Annotated in this window: 12 protein-coding genes and 1 tRNA gene; 4 read left to right on the top strand and 9 right to left on the bottom strand. The window is 57.4% G+C overall.

The annotated features are described in order from the left end of the window. Positions 1–5: 5 nt before the first annotated feature. The 4 genes from G410_RS0111170 to G410_RS18205 form a co-directional block, all read right to left on the bottom strand. Complete coding sequence (locus G410_RS0111170) at positions 6–3245, bottom strand: type I restriction endonuclease subunit R (protein WP_022673741.1); 3240 nt, start codon at positions 3243–3245, stop codon at positions 6–8. Next, the gene (locus tag G410_RS17450; RefSeq protein ID WP_022673740.1) at positions 3242–4510 is read right to left on the bottom strand and encodes a restriction endonuclease subunit S; all 1269 of its coding nucleotides are present in this window, start codon (positions 4508–4510) and stop codon (positions 3242–3244) included. The genes G410_RS0111170 and G410_RS17450 overlap by 4 nt, the downstream gene beginning before the upstream one ends. After that, complete coding sequence (locus G410_RS0111160) at positions 4507–6531, bottom strand: type I restriction-modification system subunit M (protein ID WP_022673739.1); 2025 nt, start codon at positions 6529–6531, stop codon at positions 4507–4509. The genes G410_RS17450 and G410_RS0111160 overlap by 4 nt, the downstream gene beginning before the upstream one ends. A gap of 85 nt (positions 6532–6616) precedes the next feature. Then, positions 6617–6943 carry a DUF6471 domain-containing protein gene (locus G410_RS18205; protein WP_211215018.1) on the bottom strand — a complete coding sequence of 109 codons (327 nt, stop codon included), beginning with the start codon at positions 6941–6943 and terminating at the stop codon, positions 6617–6619. A 136-nt stretch (positions 6944–7079) separates the two neighbouring features. On the opposite strand from G410_RS18205, the gene G410_RS17755 reads away from it, so the two are divergent. Next, a complete protein-coding gene (locus G410_RS17755) occupies positions 7080–8090 on the top strand; it encodes an IS1595 family transposase (protein WP_084489149.1) in 1011 nt (336 codons plus the stop codon). Positions 8091–8143: 53 nt separating this feature from the next. On the opposite strand, the gene G410_RS0111145 is transcribed toward G410_RS17755, so the two are convergent. From G410_RS0111145 to G410_RS0111130, 4 genes are all read right to left on the bottom strand, one after another. Beyond that, on the bottom strand, positions 8144–8632 hold the full coding sequence (locus G410_RS0111145; RefSeq protein ID WP_156851936.1) for a hypothetical protein: 489 nt from the start codon (positions 8630–8632) through the stop codon (positions 8144–8146). A gap of 102 nt (positions 8633–8734) precedes the next feature. Continuing rightward, positions 8735–8811, bottom strand: a tRNA-Ile gene (locus G410_RS0111140). Further along, on the bottom strand, positions 8789–9868 hold the full coding sequence (locus G410_RS17445) for a polysaccharide deacetylase family protein (protein WP_245559347.1): 1080 nt from the start codon (positions 9866–9868) through the stop codon (positions 8789–8791). The genes G410_RS0111140 and G410_RS17445 overlap by 23 nt, the downstream gene beginning before the upstream one ends. Positions 9869–9884: 16 nt before the next feature. Beyond that, entirely contained in the window at positions 9885–11645 is a 1761-nt protein-coding gene (locus tag G410_RS0111130) for a sensor histidine kinase (RefSeq protein ID WP_022673735.1), read from the bottom strand. Positions 11646–11820: 175 nt separating this feature from the next. On the opposite strand from G410_RS0111130, the gene G410_RS0111125 reads away from it, so the two are divergent. Then, on the top strand, positions 11821–12303 hold the full coding sequence (locus tag G410_RS0111125; RefSeq protein ID WP_022673734.1) for an Lrp/AsnC family transcriptional regulator: 483 nt from the start codon (positions 11821–11823) through the stop codon (positions 12301–12303). 104 nt (positions 12304–12407) lie between these two features. Here the strand turns inward: G410_RS0111125 and G410_RS17440 are convergent, their stop codons facing one another. Continuing rightward, positions 12408–13682 (bottom strand): tetratricopeptide repeat protein, encoded by a 1275-nt coding sequence (locus G410_RS17440; protein WP_156851935.1) that lies wholly within the window; start codon positions 13680–13682, stop codon positions 12408–12410. Between the two features lie 198 nt (positions 13683–13880). On the opposite strand from G410_RS17440, the gene yaaA reads away from it, so the two are divergent. Both yaaA and G410_RS0111110 read left to right on the top strand, forming a co-directional pair. Then, entirely contained in the window at positions 13881–14645 is a 765-nt protein-coding gene (yaaA, locus tag G410_RS0111115; RefSeq protein ID WP_022673732.1) for a peroxide stress protein YaaA, read from the top strand. A gap of 2 nt (positions 14646–14647) precedes the next feature. After that, positions 14648–15355 carry an SDR family NAD(P)-dependent oxidoreductase gene (locus G410_RS0111110; RefSeq protein ID WP_022673731.1) on the top strand — a complete coding sequence of 236 codons (708 nt, stop codon included), beginning with the start codon at positions 14648–14650 and terminating at the stop codon, positions 15353–15355. The last annotated feature ends 208 nt before the right edge of the window (positions 15356–15563 follow it).

Raw genomic sequence — 15563 nt, 5'->3', positions numbered from 1 at the left:
CAGGATCAATCGAACGTCAACGAATCCAGATCGAGCTTGTCGCCCGATTTCAGGATGTCATAGATTATGTTCGTCAAGATCCCCATCGCCTGGCGATCCTCCTTCAACAGTAGCGATGCCAGACTCTTGTTTGATATCAGCGATCGAACAACAGCACTTTGAACGGAACCGGGAAGGTTGCCTTTCATTGCCAGTTGCTTGTCGCTCTGGCTTACCTGTGCCATCACAATGTCATTTTCCTGCGCGATAGCCGCGATCTGATTGACGAAATGTGCCTGATCGCGAAGCGGTGCGACTTCGCCGAACAGGCTGTTCAGGCGCTTGATAATTTCCTGAAGATAGACTGGCTTGCTGCCTGGCATGGGTGATCCGCCAGCGCCAATGGGCTTAAGAATGATACGATCTTCGCCTGTGGTTGTTCCGCCTCCTGTGTCATCCCGCTCCGTGATTTCGAAACCTGCCAGCGTGAGGCCGCGCAAGTCGACATCTTCCGGTGCAACACCATCGATCCTCTTGGAGAGCAATTTGGCAAAGGTAGCATAATTTTCAAGATCCGGATCACCGAGCTCGACCAACTGGGAAATGTAGGCATAGGTCCGCGCAAAGCGCGCCAGGCCGGCCTTGAAGTCCGTTAGGGTGCCGATGACCGTAGATGCTAATTCCCGGCGATGGTCGGCTGCTTCCTGGCCATCTACATCGCCCTTTTCCTTTGCCCTCTGATAGTCGGCTTCGGCTGTCTGAACACCTTTACGGTTGTCCTTCAGCATCCCGTTGTAGATGTCAGTTGGTTCCTGCGTTGCGGCAAACAGCAGCTTATGCTGGGCGCCTTCATTAGATGCGAGCGCCAACGCTGTATTGAACCGCGCTTGCTTGAATTGCTCAAGATGTCTATCAGTGTAAATAAAGGCAGCGTCGAGCTGATCGCGCAATTCATAAATTACATTGAGATCTTGAACCTCTTCAATTTTTGCACCGTCATCATATTGAGCGAAAGCGGCTCGCACAACGTCTGGATCGTTTACGAAATCGATAATGAATGTTCGGTCCTTGCCCGGAAACATCCGATTTAGGCGCGAGAAGGTCTGAACGATTTCTACATCGTTGGCGATCTTTTTATCGATATACATTGCTACTAGCTTGGGCTGATCAAATCCGGTCTGGAATTTGTTCGCCACAAGCATCACGCGGTATTCAGGTCGATCAAAGGCAAGACGCAGGTCTTGGCCGCGCACCGCCGGATTCATGGAGTCCTCGCTGAAGATCGCCTCATCATCAATAATGAAAGCTTCTCCATGCTTACCGGCATCATCGGCGTGCATAACCTCCTTGCCCGTTAATTGGCCTGAAAAGGCAACCAGAGTGTGTATGTCTTTATACTGCGGGTGCGTATCGATGAAAGTGTCAAACGCTTTCTTGTAACGGACTGCGGCCGAGCGTGAGCTGGTCACGACCATTGCCTTGGCTTTGCCCTCGAGGAGGTCCGCAACATTTCGCGCAAAATGCTCCATGATGAACTGGACCTTCTGGGTCACGTTCGTCGGATGCAAGGACATCCATTTTGCGAGCGCGCGCTTGGCTGCTTTCCCGTCAACGCGTTTGGCGTCGATCATGTCCTTCCCGAGATTGAAGGCAGTTTTGTAAGGGATATAGCCCTCCAGGACATCCCGGATGAAGCCCTCCTCGATCGCCTGGCGCATGGTATATTTGTGGAAAGACTCCGGTTGGTTATCGTCTGAAGCCGGCTGTGATGGATCTGATGGCCTTCCGAACAGCATAAGCGTGGAGTGCTTGGGCGTTGCCGTGAAGGCGAACTGAGATACGTTTTTTGGGCGCACGCGTGAATTCTGGATCTCGGTAAGTAGATCCTCCACTGACATCTGCTCCATCACGGCCTTGGAACTGAGCGCCAGGGTCGCCTGTAGCTTCGATGACGTCGTTCCAGTTTGTGAATTATGCGCTTCATCAATTATCACGGCGAAGCTTTTTTCTTTGAGTGAATTGTCGGTCAAGATCGCTTCCATAGCGTATGGAAAGGTCTGAATCGTAACGACAATGATTGGCACTCCCTTCAGCAGCGCCTCTGTCAGCTGCTGGCTCTTCGATTTTGAACTCTTGTCGCGGTCTATCGCCGCGATGAGGCCGGCCTGATGATCGATCTGCTGGACCGCATCCTGTAACTGGCTGTCGAGCACATTACGGTCGGTGACGATGATAGCAGCATCGAAGATTGGTGTGCCGTCATCCTTTCGGAGCTTGACGAGATCGTGAGCCGTCCACGCAATGGTGGAAGTCTTACCCGATCCAGCGCTGTGCTCGCATAGGTAAGCCTGCCCCGGGCCATTTTCCTTCGCGTCATCGATCATTCTGTTGACCGCGGACCACTGATGGAAACGTGGAAAAATTAGTGTCTCTTTGGTCGACCATTTGCCCTTTAGGTCGACGACTTCTTTTTTCTCGACGTAAACGAAGCTGTGGAAGATGCGCAGCCAGGCATCACGCTGAAGCACATCTTCCCACAAGTAGGCGACCGGATATTCCCCATCATCTCTCGGCAGATTGACAGCTCGGCCGTTACCCCCCTGATTGAACGGCAGGAAGAAGGTGTTGTCGCCGGCCAGCTTGGTAGCCATCCAAATCTCGCTATCCGACATGGCGAAGTGGACGACGGCACCGCGCTTGAAGGTGAGGAGCGGTTCCGTTCGCTTCGTGCGGGGATCGATCGGCAGCCTATCCTCGCGATACTGCTGCTTGGCAGCTTCTGCTGACTGGACGAAGTCAGTTTTGAGCTCGACCGTGGCAACCGGCAGGCCGTTGATGAAGAAAACGAGGTCGATTTCGTAGTCGGCGCTGTGATGGTAGCGCAGTTGCGGCACGACGCGGATGCGGTTTGCGGCGTAGCGCGCCAGCACGTCTTGATTGCGCTGATCCTCGGGAGCAGCCTCGCTCACGTCGATATGACCGCAACCGGCGATGTCGAAGCCGCGGCGCAGGATCTGGACGGTTCCGTGCTTCTCCAGAGACTGGTCGAGCCGGTTCTTCAGCACCTTGAGCGCATTGTTGCCGTTCAGGGCAACAAGCTTGTCCCACTTGACCGGCTGCGTTTCCTTGATCCATTCGACGAGATCATCGGTGTAGAGCGCAAAGTCCTTATCATATTCGGACGAAACCCCGACCAGCCAGCCCTGCTGGTCGAGCTTGTCAACGATATAGGCTTCGAGGTGCTTTTCGTGGTGAAGGTCGCTCATGCGGCATTCCTGACGTCGATCTTGCCGGTCACAGCGGCGGTGATGAGGGCGGTGCGATGTTCGCGAAGCAGTTCGATGCTGCGTTCCGTCTTGGTCTTCAGCAGTGCTAAACGAGCCTGTTCCGATTCAATGTGAGCAATGATGTCGTCCTGCTCTTTCAGTGGCGGGAGGCAGACTTTGAGGTTCCGGAAATGCTCCCAGTAGAGGCGCTGCCGAAAGTCCGCGATACCTTTGGAATAGCGCCGGACCTCTTCTGCACCAGAAGCCGTGCGGAGTTGTAGCTCGATGAACTTCGTCCGGAATTCGGCCTTCGGCTCGGCGACTACATACGCCGGACTAACCAGCCCATTGACGGTTACGGTGCCGAAAGCCCCCTGCCATGCACGCATCATATTGTAGACGAGATCACCGGGTTGGACGCGCTGATACTTGGTCCGGTCTTCGCTGAGGTTGACCATGCGTGCGCGATCCTCGTCCTCCAACTCCTTATCAGATACGCCGTCACGAATTGAAACAGCAAGCACTGGTAGGCTCGTATCGGCGGGACGAACGATCTCCTGGAAGAGTTCGGCGATGCGGACAGTTCTCCAATATGAAGGCACTTGGCCAAGCCACGCTGGGGCATCTATGCTGGTGTCGTTACGCTTTGAGATGCCGCCCGTAATGGCATGGGCTGCAGTCGCCTTCGACTTTTCGTCCAGCAGCGTTTGGAAGCCAATTTTCCGGGAAATTAGTTGATCGATCCGTGCGATTTCCCGTTCTAGATAATTAGAAATCCGAACTTGGTCTTCATAATCGATTTCTGGAATGGGAAAATTTAGTAGTTCGGTCTGGCTCAGGCTTTGCCTAATTCCGCCCCCGAGGCCATTGAAGATATTGCCTCTATAGGCGGCGTAGAAATACCAGTAATAGAACGGCGTGAAGCACCCGTCCAGATCACTTGGTCTTAGGCGAATATAAGCAGGACTCATTATTCCACGTCGAGGAACAAGCCCCACACGACTGGTCTTGATATTCTCCAGATCAATCAACTTGAAAGCGAGATCCCCCTCTTCAAAGATCTGATAGCCATCAAAATCGGAAGTTTGCAGACCCTCTGCGTCATCGAGAGCGCGATCGACCACTCCGTTCATAGTCAAAGCCAGTCGATGGCTTTCCTTCATGCCGGCGTTGAGTTCTTTGGAGTATTGGAACCGACGTTTCGCTGGCACTGTCGACCATAGCGACGACTCTGCGAAATCATCGAGAAAGTCTATCTCGCTCATTCGGTCACCTCGTCCAGAAGCGAAGCGATGTCGGCTTCAACAGCCTTCAGATCGGCGTCGATTTTTTCCAGATCGCGAGGGGGCTGATAGCGATAGAAATAGCGGTTGAAATTGATCTCGTAGCCCACGACACCCACTACTTCATCTTGGGAGTCACAGAAGCTCTGATCGACGAAAGCGTCCTCCGCCCAAGGCAGCACCTCGCTGGCCATGTAATCGTCGATCGAGGTGCCGAGGGGCACGTTCTCGAAGTCCGTAAGGCCATCATCGGGAACGATATTGCCCTTACCGTCGAGCACGGGCTCAGCATCGGGATCGTGCACACCGAAAGCGCCGACAAACGCCTTGATGAGCGGCTTTCCGACCTTCCCGAGAGTAGCATTCTTCTTCGCAGCAGACTTGGCGAAGGATTCGAGCCAGTCGTATTCGTGTTCCTGTCCCGCATGCGCGATGAGGGTGGAAGTCCACGCTTCCTTTTGGGTATCGGACAGCTTGTTCCAAGCCTTGTCGGTCTCGAGGCTGTCAAAGCTGCCCTCCGTGATCACGATTTTCATCCGGAGCGCCCGGAGCACCTTCACGCGCCGGTATCCGAATTCCTCGTAGTCGAAAATCTTTGAGGTATCTGTGGGTTCGAAAGCCGAATAGCTGTTGACGATCTGGCGCGTCTGCTCTCCGCTGATGGCACGCTTCTTGTTGCCCTCGCTCTTGCGCATCTGCGTGTAGAGCGATGTGGCGTCGATCAGCTGAACCTTGCCTTGGCGAGCATCGCCCTTCTTGTTTGACAAGATCCAGATGTAGGTGCCGATGCCGGTGCGAAAGAAGATCTCGGTCGGCAGCGCAATAATCGCCTCGACGTAATCGTTCTCCAGCAGGAACCGCCTGATCTCGGATTCGCCCTGCCCAGCGTTGCCGTTGAATAGCGGCGATCCGGACAGGACGATGGCAGCACGTCCCCCGCCGCGCTCCGGTGTTTCCAGCTTGCTGATGAGGTGAAGCAGGAACAGCATAGAGCCGTCGCTAACGCGCGGCAGCTTGGGGCCGAAGCGCCCTTCGAACTTCTTCTCGCTGTGTTCGCGGACGACGGCGTCCTGGTCCTTGTCCCACTTCTTGCCGAATGGAGGGTTCGAGATGCAATAGTGGAACCGCTCACCCGAATACTGGTCGTTGGAAAGCGTGCTGCCGATCTTGATGTTCTGCGACAGATCACGGCCCGGATCAGATTCCAAGGTCTTGAGCAGCATGCCGGCGAGGCAGACTGCATGCGTTTCCGGCTCAAGCTCCTGCCCGTGCGGCACAACGACTGGAGCTATGCTGTAGCGGTCGCGCAAGCTCTGCACGTGCTCCATACCATCCGAAAGAAAGCCGCCCGTTCCGCAGGTCGGATCGTAAAGCGTGCGGATGAGGCCGGGGTTGTTGACGAAGAGTTCGTCGTCTGGATCCAGCAGCAATTCGATGGCGAGATGGACGACATCGCGCGGCGTCATGAAATCCTCGGCTGCCTCGTTCACCTCAGCGCCGAACCGGCGGATCAGGTGCTCGTAAATGTTGCTCATCACGCGCTCCGGCACCGCATCGGGATGCAGGTCCGTGTCCGCGAAGTTCTGGCAGATACGGTAGAGGACGCCCTGCTTGTCCATGCGAGCGATGGTGTTGGCAAAATCGAACTGCTCGAAAATTACGCGGGCGTTGTCGCTGAACTTGGCAATGTAATCCTCGAGATTCTGCCGGGTGCGCGTCGCACCAAGGGTGGCGAGCGTGTAGTTCGAGGTATTGTAGAAGGGGTAACCCGTAATCTGTCGCAGCACGACGTTAAGATCGATATTTTGGCCGGCAAGATCGGCGATGGTTTCAAGCGCCTGCTCACGAGTCGCCTCAAGCACACATTCCAGACGGCGCAGCAGCGTGAACGGGAGGATGATCTTGCCGAAATCGGTATGCTTAAAATCACCCCAGAGGTCGTCTGCATTCTTCCAGATGAAAGATGCGAGCGTGCTGCTCTGGTTGTTTAATTGCGTTGCCAATGTTGATCCCCCGCTTGCGCAGCCAGTTGCTGCAGATAATGTTCTAGGACGAAAAAATGGGATGGCCAAATATGACCCGTGACAGTTACGCTGGACTTGAAGGCTTGCGCGCCAATGCTTGAGCACCCGACTTTCCAGCGGCTTCGTCGAGCGAACTTGGGATATGGATCCACTCGGCATCGAGCGATCTCAAACACTGCATCAAGAAGACAGCGGTAAACCGCCCACGGCTGACTTTATTGCGCAGGTTGATCTCATTGTCTTCAACACCCAATGCCGCGAGCCGCTGCACAAGCGCTGTGTAGGAAACACCGCGTCGCATCATCTCCGCACGCAGAATGTTTTTTGCCAGTTCCTCCCACATTTTTTCAGATGGATGGTCGGGCGTTGCTGTCTTAGAATCATTTGTCATGGCGTGCGTTGTAGGACGCAATTGCTCGTTTGCCAAATTTGGCATCACCACATTAAACAGCGGATATCACCACAAATGGTGATAATTGGCTGGACATTCTGATCATATCAGCATATTTGGTGATACAGATCACTAAATGGCACAGCACTTCCTCCTTTCCCCCGAGGCTCGATCCCTCAATATGCGCGATATCATGCGCATGTCGGAAGACGACGCTTATGAGCGGTTCAAACTGCTGCGGTGGCCGGAAACCAAAGGCGAGCCTATTTGTCCTGATTGCGGCAGCCGAGACCATTATGCCTTGGCCGATCGTCGAAAATGGATGTGCAAGAAAAATTCCTGCAGGCTTCAATACAGCGTCACCAGCAAAACAATTTTGGCGAGCCGGAAGCTGCTTTTTCGTGACTTGATTGGTGCGATAGCTATTTTCGTAAACGGAGTGATGGGCGTGGCAGCTTGTCGCATGATCCGTGAAATGGGCCTCTCTTACAAAACAGCTTTCGTGCTGCAGCATAAATTTCGCGAATCGATGGCCATTGATTACGATGAGATTCTTGATGGCACAGTTGAAGTGGACGGCGCGTTTATCGGAACGCGTAGGCATCGCTTTCCAAATAAACGTATTGAGGGTGAAAAGGAGTTCGACGAATTCCTCAAAAAGCATCCGAAAAAGCAGTCGTCGCTGGTGGTTGTTCGTGAGCGTCCACACACCGACCCAACCCGCGTGGCCCGTGTTCGCACCGTTCATGTTGAAAACGAAGGTGCAGGCATTCCGTTTGCCCGCCAGGTGGTAAAGAGAGGCGTAGAAATGCATGCCGATTTTGGCCTGCAATGGGAGCCGCTGAATCTCTATTATGACATGAAAAGGATCAATCATTCAGAGAGCTATTCGGATGGAATAGCATGCACCAACTTTGCGGAGAGTTTCTTCTCACGGCTGCGGTGTGCAGAGCGTGGCGTCTATCGGAATTTTACAAAAAGTTACGCCGGCCGATACGGCTGGGAACTTGCGTGGCGGGAAGAAAACAGTCGTGTTTCAAATAGCCGACAGTTGGACATGCTAATCTCATCCCTCATGCGCAGCCCCCGATCATCCATGGCTGGATATTGGCAGCGGCACAAAACATTAGCATTTTTCAACACGTAAATTTATCAAACGAATAACTAAACGCCTGACGTCGACAGAAAATAACCAGTAATTCACTGCGCTTCTTCATCTATCTCATCACTGATATACCATAGAGCCACGAAGTCGTCCGTTGATTTTATATGACCACGTCTGCGCATCGATCTAAGATTGCCATCGATGGCTTTATATGTAGCATCCATGAGATCCCTATCCTCACGATCGATTTTCTTTAACTCTATAACGTAATCGAGAATCTTTCGGATAGGTATTGGCTCCGATGCCTCTCTAAGCATTTTGGTAGTTAATCGAGTTATTTCGCCAATTGGAAACGCATGCCGATAAGTGTGTGACTTTACACCCTTTTGTTTCAGTGGATCCCAGTCCGGCAAGATTTCGGACATTATGGTCTCGACGCTGTCCAAAAGCATTGTGACTCGATCAATGCGTGCCCGCTTTTCATCCAAAGTTTGGTAAGCAGCGACAATTCTAGCAACGTCTTTTTCTATGCCCTCCTTCTCGCCGAGCCACGCTTTGTATTTTCGTTGGAGGGCGGTTGCCAAATTTGAGATAGCCATCAGCCAAGACTAGCGCTTCAATCCCAATGGAGCAAAGCCTACAAGCATTACTCTTATTTGATTTTTTTGCGCCATAAGGGCGGGAAATGGTGGGCCCGGAGGGACTCGAACCCCCGACCTAGCCGTTATGAGCGGCCAGCTCTAACCAACTGAGCTACAGGCCCGTACCGGCACCGCCGTTAGCGGAGGCCGGGCACCGGGCGCAAGCGGCTTGTCATGCAAGGCGCCGCGCAGCTCGGTGAGCGTGATCGGCGCAATGCCCCGCGCCGCGCAATGCGCGAACAGATGGTCCCACCAGAGATAAAGCGCCTCGACATCGGCCTCGCTGCGCACATAGGGCGTGAAGCCCGGCGCCAGCGACGGCGAATGGAAGGAAAAGACAAGCAGCGGCAGGGCCTGCGACACGGCATCGTCGACCGCGCGCATGGCATGGGTCTGCGAGATGCCTTCCGGGGTCAGCGCGATCCGTTCGACCAGCCCCAACCGGCTGAGCGCCGCGCGCATATTGGGGCGCGTCTCGCTGGCGCGGAACAGCCCTGCTCCGCGCGGCCCCAACCGTCCGGACAGCACAGTGGTCACCGGCAGTTCGGCCAGGGCGTTCTGCTGCAGCCAATAGGGCTTCAGCGGCGTGGCGGCGTAATTCGGCCCGCCCTGCCTGCTGTAATCGAACAGGCTGCGCACCGACGTGTCGCAGTCCAGACCGAATTCACGCAGGATATTGGGGCTGGCGGGGCCGGCACCATAGCGCCCTGCCCGGTAGATCCGCGATTCGACGCCGATATGCCTGGCGATCGCCTCATATAGCAGCCCGAATTTCTGCCGCTCCAGATCGGGCGGCAGGTTGCAGGCATAGCTGTTATGGACGCTGACCGTTTCCTCGAACGGCGGGTTCACCCAGGGGTGCAGCTGCACGCCCACATCGGCGGTGCCTGCCCGGCACCAGCCGCGCAGCATTTCGGACGCCTGTCCGTCGGTCGCAACCGGATAATCGATCAGGTAGATGGGGTTTACGCTGCGTTCTTCACAAAAACTCTGAAATCGCGGCATTGCGGAGACATGGGCCAGTCCATGCCGATCGCGCGTGAAGGGGCCGTCCCAGTCGAACTCCTCCTCGGTATCGACGGTGACGATGAAGCGCGGGCGCCAGTCCTTGCCGAAATCCACGGGCGTGCCGTCCCCAAGGGGCCATCGCGGGTCCAGCCGTGGGTCGCGTCGGTCCATGGATCATTGCACTCCGTCAGTCGCTGTGGCCCACCTGTTCGCGGCCCAGCCGTTCCTTGACGGCCGGAAGCTTCAATAGCAGCGACTCCTGTTCGAAACGTAAATCACCGCCCACCGCCCTGGCAAGATTGCGCACCAGCCGCAGGGAAAAACCGAGGCCGAGCAGCGGCTCCCCGGCATCGTCTTCGACATGTTCGGTGCTGAGCAGATTTTCCTCGCTCCGTCCGATCAGGCGGCTGGGCCGTGAAATCTCGATCAGATTGACCGGTTCGCGCCCGAGACGGGTACGGATCGTGCAATCGATTCGCTCTTCCCGCTCGCAGCCGATGATGAGCGCGGAGACCAGCCGAGTGAGGATGCGTTCCGCCGATTGCTGGCCCACAGCAAAGGGGCGGACCGTCTCCGCCTTGCGCAGATGCAGGGATACGCCGCGCATATCGGTGAGGGTCTGCAACCGCTCCCCCATGCGGCCGAGCAACCATGCCGGATCGGTCTGTCCATCGTCGGTTTCCAGCCGTCCGGTTTCGAACCGCGCGGCCAGATCAAGATCGTCGAAGCCGCAGAGCAACCGCCGGGCATCGTCCAGAATTGATTCGGCCAGCGCGCGATATTCAGTCGAGGCCGGGCCGAACAGCTGCTGCTCGATGATTTCGGCAAAGCCGATAATGGCATTGAGCGGCGTGCGCAGTTCGTGCACCAGCTGCCGCATCTCATCGCCGCCGGCATCATCGGCCTGCACCGCGATGCTCGGTTCATCGGCGGCATGGGGGCGGCGCATGGATCCCGAAAAGCCCAGAAACCGTCCGTCGCGATCGTCGAACATCGGCCCGGCATGCAGCCGCCAATTGCCTGCCACCGCCGGCGCGCCCACAAGGCGGATGCGCGACCCGGCGATCGGCCGGCGCGCACGAAAGGCGGCGGCAGCGGCGGCGTCGGTGCCCGGCGCATCTTCACGGCCTTCCTGGGCAATCGACACGCCGACCACCGCGCCGACGGGCACGCCCTCGGCATCCTGAATATATCCGCGCGCATCGGTTTCGAAAGCAAAGCGCTCGGCCGGTCGATCCGTCTCGGCAGACCCGCCTTCGGGCGGCAAGGGCACGGCCTCTTTTTGCTCGCGCGCATTCTGGAACCGCCGGATGCGATCGACCAGCGCGGTGATTTGCGAGGGCGACCGTTCGGATTGGGCCGTCTGTTCCCCGGTCTCGATCCCGCCGTTCGTCTGCTCTGCCATCAACGGACGGCTGCGATGGCGCACGGGCTTCGGCGTTTGCGGCGCTACCTCGGTCTCGATCCCGGACGGCGCGTCCGCTCCCACGATCGGTATATCAGGCGCAGCCGCCTCGGACGTCAGTATGAAGTCAGCATGCGACCACGCGGCGAGCGCGCGCTTGGCCATCGGGCCAATATCGTCGGTCTGGCGCAAAAAACCGCGCGCGCGGGTCGGCAGCTGGGGCACGAGCGCGGCCCACTCCTCATCCCGCAAGCGCGCCGCACGCATGGTCTGCGCCACCACGGAGGGCTTGTCGGCACAGAGAAACTGCACGAGCGGCGCGGATTTCAGCCGTCCGGCCAGCGCGCCCACGCTTTGCGCGCGCACGGCTTCCGGCACCATGGGATGCAGTTGACACAGCCGCATGAGGCCGCGCGCAATGTCCTGGCTGTCCTGATCGACCGGGTGCTGCGCCAACAGATCGATCAGCTGCCGCCACTGCGTGGCCGCATGCCCGCCTTCCGGATGGGAAAGCGCGGTTTTCAGCCGATCGTCAAAACGCACTATCGGGATTTCCTTGTTGTCAGCATGGGGCACGTGGACGTGTTCGGCTCCCTGCTACCGGCCACAGTATCGAACCGAAAGTAACTTTTCTGGAGCGTCACGCCATGGGACAATTGCATCGGCGGATAATTAAATTATAAGCAGAGGCATAATAGGGGGGAATGACGACAGGGATATGGTTGCCATTCATTTAGATGAAATAGATCTCAAACTTCTGGCAGAGCTTCAGAAGAATGGCCGCATGACGAATGTCGAGCTTGCGCAACGCGTCGGCTTGACCGCCCCGCCATGCCTGAGACGGATGCGCGCGCTGGAACAGGCGGGCGTTATTCGCGCTTATCATGCGCATGTCGATCCGGCGCAGCTCGGCTATTCGATCACGGTGTTTGCCATGGTCAGCCTGAAAAGCCAGGCGGAAGAGGATTTGCGCCGGTTCGAGGATCATGTCCGCGATATTCCGGAGGTGCGCGAATGCCACATGCTGAATGGGGAAATCGATTTCATTCTGAAGATCGTGAGCTATGATCTGCAGACGTTCCAGCAATTGCTGACCGGCAAGTTGACGAGCGCGCCCAATGTTTCCAGCGTCAAGACATCGCTGACCATCCGCACCGTGAAGGACATGCCGGGGGTTCCGATTCCCAATGAAGCGCCCTGACCGGCTCAGCCTGGCCGTCCCCGACGGCAGCTTTCACCGTCTGCCAGTGCTCCAATAAAAACGGCCCCGAAATCGGGGCCGTTTTCTTATCCAAAGTCGCTGGCTTAGCTGGCCGTCGCTGCCGATGCACCGCCCTGCTTGTTCAGGTACAGTTCCCAGAACTTGGCGATCTGCGCACGATTGCCGGATTCCACTGCGCTGAAATCTGCCATCGCGCCAGCCGTATCGCCCATTTCCACGCGTGCCATGCCGCGGCGGGTGTGCACCTCGTCCGCATTCACGCCACCCTTTTCCAGCGCGACCGTATAAAGGTCTGCCGCCTTGGCATAATCGCCATAACCGAAATAGGCGTCCGCCGTCACCGCGGCGATCTTGCCATTGGCACCCGCGCGCGCGTCTCTCTCGGCGCCCGAAAGCCCGGCCTTGTCCGCAGCGATATTGCCGGACGCAATCTGGCGCTGTTCGGTCAGATAGGTGCTGCCCGTCACGCCATTGGCCTGCGCATCGTCGATCACGGCCACCACTTCGCCAGGCAATTTGCGCGGATCGGCCGCGTCGACATATTCGCCATAATCCCGCTCGCTCTTCAGCGCGTTCACTTCACGCATTAGGCGCATGAGATCGAGATTCTCTTCCTTGGACAGGTTCACCCCGTCCCGGAACACCACCAGCGTGTCGCGCCAGTTGGAATCATTGGGATAGGCTTCCACCAGACGCGTCAGCCATGTCGACGCCATCGTGTAGTTCTTGTTTTCCAGCGCCAGGGCCGCGCCGCGCTTGTACCAGTTTTCCGGGGCCGTGCGGCCGGCAGCCTGCTCGGCCTCGATCGCGGTGTTCAGCCATTCATAGGCCTTGTCCGTATTGCCCGCCTTGTTATTGGCTTCGGCAAGCGTCGCAGCGATCCCGTTTTCGCGATAGCCGGCGTCATAGGCCTGCTGCAGATATTGCACGGACTTGGCATAGTCCTCGTCCTTATAGGCGAACTGACCGAGGAAGAATGCATAACGCTGCGTTTCCTCCGGGCTGGCGAGGCCGCTATTCATGATCATCTCGAGACCGCGCTTCTGCAGCGGCTGCTCGGACAATTTGGAGCCGATCTGCAGGGCCAGATTGCCGGCCCAGTACATATCGTTCGGCGCGGTGGCGGTGGGCGCGCTCTGCTCGAACGCAGCCTTGGCCCCGGCAAAATCCTCTGCCTGGATCAGCTTGATGGTGTTGTTATAGCCTTCGGCAAAGGCCTTGGTCGGGCTTTCTACACGCTGCTCGGCCTTCGCCGCCTTTTCCTTTTTCTGCGCAGCGCTGGCGGCGTTGGGCGTGATCGCCATCAGCGAACCTGCGGCAAGGGCCATGGCGATTGCTCGGGTGGAAATCCGTTTCATATTCTTCCTTCCTTGATTGGCTGAACTATCCTGCTCAGGCCATTGATTTTTGGCCGTTTCGCAACGGCTATAAGCTTGGATACACTTATGCCGGTCGATGGCTTAACGCTGTTTGAACGCCGCAGGTCAGCATGGGTTTCCTGATCATCGCGCCCTGCGATGCTTGCAGTGTGCGGCAGAGCTATTAGGTCTGCGATCATGATTGCCCTACTTTCCCCTGCCAAGTCGCTGGATTATGACAGCGACCTTCCCCCGCATGACAGCACCGCGCCGCGATTTGAAGAGCGCACACGCACCCTGGTATCGGCGGCGTCGAACCTCACCAAGCAGCGCCTCTCGTCTATCATGAGCATATCGGACAAGCTGACCGATCTGAATTATGCACGATATCGGGATTTCTGGGACCAGCCGGAGCGCGCGGCGATCTATGCCTTCGATGGCGATGTCTATACCGGGTTCGAGGCCAAAACGCTGGACGAGCCCGCGATCCGTTTCGCGCAGGATCATGTCCGCATCCTTTCCGGCCTTTACGGCCTGCTTCGTCCGCTCGACAGGATGCGGCCTTATCGGCTGGAAATGGGCACCAGATGGGCGCCGCGTTACGACCGGCTGACCGATTTCTGGGGCAGCGACATCGCCGATCTGCTGGCGGACGATCTGGACAGCGAAGGCTCCGGCACGATCATCAATCTGGCGAGCAACGAATATTATGCCGCGGTCGAAGGGTCGCGCACCGTGCGCGCCGCCCGCGTGATCGCCATCGATTTTCGTGAGGATGGCCCGAAGGGGCTGCGCTTCAACAGCTTTGCCGCCAAACAGGCGCGCGGCATGATGGCGCGCTATATCTGCGAACATCGGCTCGAAAACCCTGAAGAGCTCAAGGGCTTCGACAGCGACGGATATCGCTTTACCGAAGATGGCAGCACAGAAGACAGCTGGCGCTTCGTCCGGGCGAAGGACTGACCATGGTCGCAAAATCCGCGCCAAAATCCGCAATCGTCATCGGCGCATCGGGCGGCATTGGCGCCGCGCTTGCCGAAGCGCTGCGCGATGAGGGCGATTATGCCGTCACCGCCCTTTCCCGCTCCGCAACTGGAGACGAGCAGATCGATATCGCGGACGAAGGCAGCATCGCGCGTGCTGCCGAGCGTTGCGCCGATCTGCAACCGGACCTCATCCTGCTGGCCACGGGCCTGCTGCACGATGGCGATCTGGGCCCGGAAAAGGCGATGCGCGATCTCGATGCGGACTGGCTTGCCCGGCAATATCTGGTCAACGCCATCGGCCCGGCGCTGGTGGCCAAGCATTTCCTGCCGATCATGAAGACGGGCGGCATCACCCGCTTTGCCGCTTTATCGGCGCGCGTGGGCAGCATTTCGGACAATCGCCTGGGCGGCTGGTACGGCTATCGCGCCTCGAAGGCGGCGCTCAACCAGCTGATCCGCAGTCTGGCGATCGAATGGCGCCGCAAGAATGAGCGCTCGATCGTGGTCGGGCTGTATCCCGGCACCGTCGATACGGGGCTGTCCAAGCCCTTCCAGGGCAATGTGCCCGAAGGCAAGCTGTTCACGGCCGATCGCGCGGCGGTGCAGCTGCTCGACGTTCTGGACGATCTGAAACCGGGGGACAGCGGCAAGATATTCGCTTGGGACGGCGAGGAAATAGCGCCTTGAGGGCATGACGTCACTTTGGCTGGCCAGCCGCTGGGTGAAAAGCACTGGATAAGCCTGAATTGCACCGCGCGCGGCTGGTCATCAGTACTGTGATGCTCTAGGGTTTCACACAACCGAAACAACCAGGATATGCGCTTGTGAGCGACGATGGTGCCGTGATCGAACCCGGCCTGCCCCCACGTGATATTTCGCCCATCTCGATCGTGGA

The organism is Novosphingopyxis baekryungensis DSM 16222, from assembly GCF_000420305.1.
Taxonomy (GTDB): domain Bacteria; phylum Pseudomonadota; class Alphaproteobacteria; order Sphingomonadales; family Sphingomonadaceae; genus Novosphingopyxis; species Novosphingopyxis baekryungensis.
Note: the sequence above shows the minus strand (reverse complement) of the source record. Positions and strands in the feature narration are given on the sequence as shown.

Excerpts from the sequence above, each read along its gene's own strand:
- G410_RS0111170 (WP_022673741.1), bottom strand. The coding sequence starts at position 3,245 with ATGAGCGACCTTCACCACGAAAAGCACCTCGAAGCCTATATCGTTGAC.
- G410_RS17440 (WP_156851935.1), bottom strand. The coding sequence starts at position 13,682 with ATGAAACGGATTTCCACCCGAGCAATCGCCATGGCCCTTGCCGCAGGT.
- G410_RS0111125 (WP_022673734.1), top strand. The coding sequence starts at position 11,821 with ATGGTTGCCATTCATTTAGATGAAATAGATCTCAAACTTCTGGCAGAG.
- G410_RS17445 (WP_245559347.1), bottom strand. The coding sequence starts at position 9,868 with ATGGACCGACGCGACCCACGGCTGGACCCGCGATGGCCCCTTGGGGAC.
- G410_RS17755 (WP_084489149.1), top strand. The coding sequence starts at position 7,080 with ATGGCACAGCACTTCCTCCTTTCCCCCGAGGCTCGATCCCTCAATATG.
- G410_RS17450 (WP_022673740.1), bottom strand. The coding sequence starts at position 4,510 with ATGAGCGAGATAGACTTTCTCGATGATTTCGCAGAGTCGTCGCTATGG.
- G410_RS18205 (WP_211215018.1), bottom strand. The coding sequence starts at position 6,943 with ATGACAAATGATTCTAAGACAGCAACGCCCGACCATCCATCTGAAAAA.
- G410_RS0111110 (WP_022673731.1), top strand. The coding sequence starts at position 14,648 with ATGGTCGCAAAATCCGCGCCAAAATCCGCAATCGTCATCGGCGCATCG.
- yaaA (WP_022673732.1), top strand. The coding sequence starts at position 13,881 with ATGATTGCCCTACTTTCCCCTGCCAAGTCGCTGGATTATGACAGCGAC.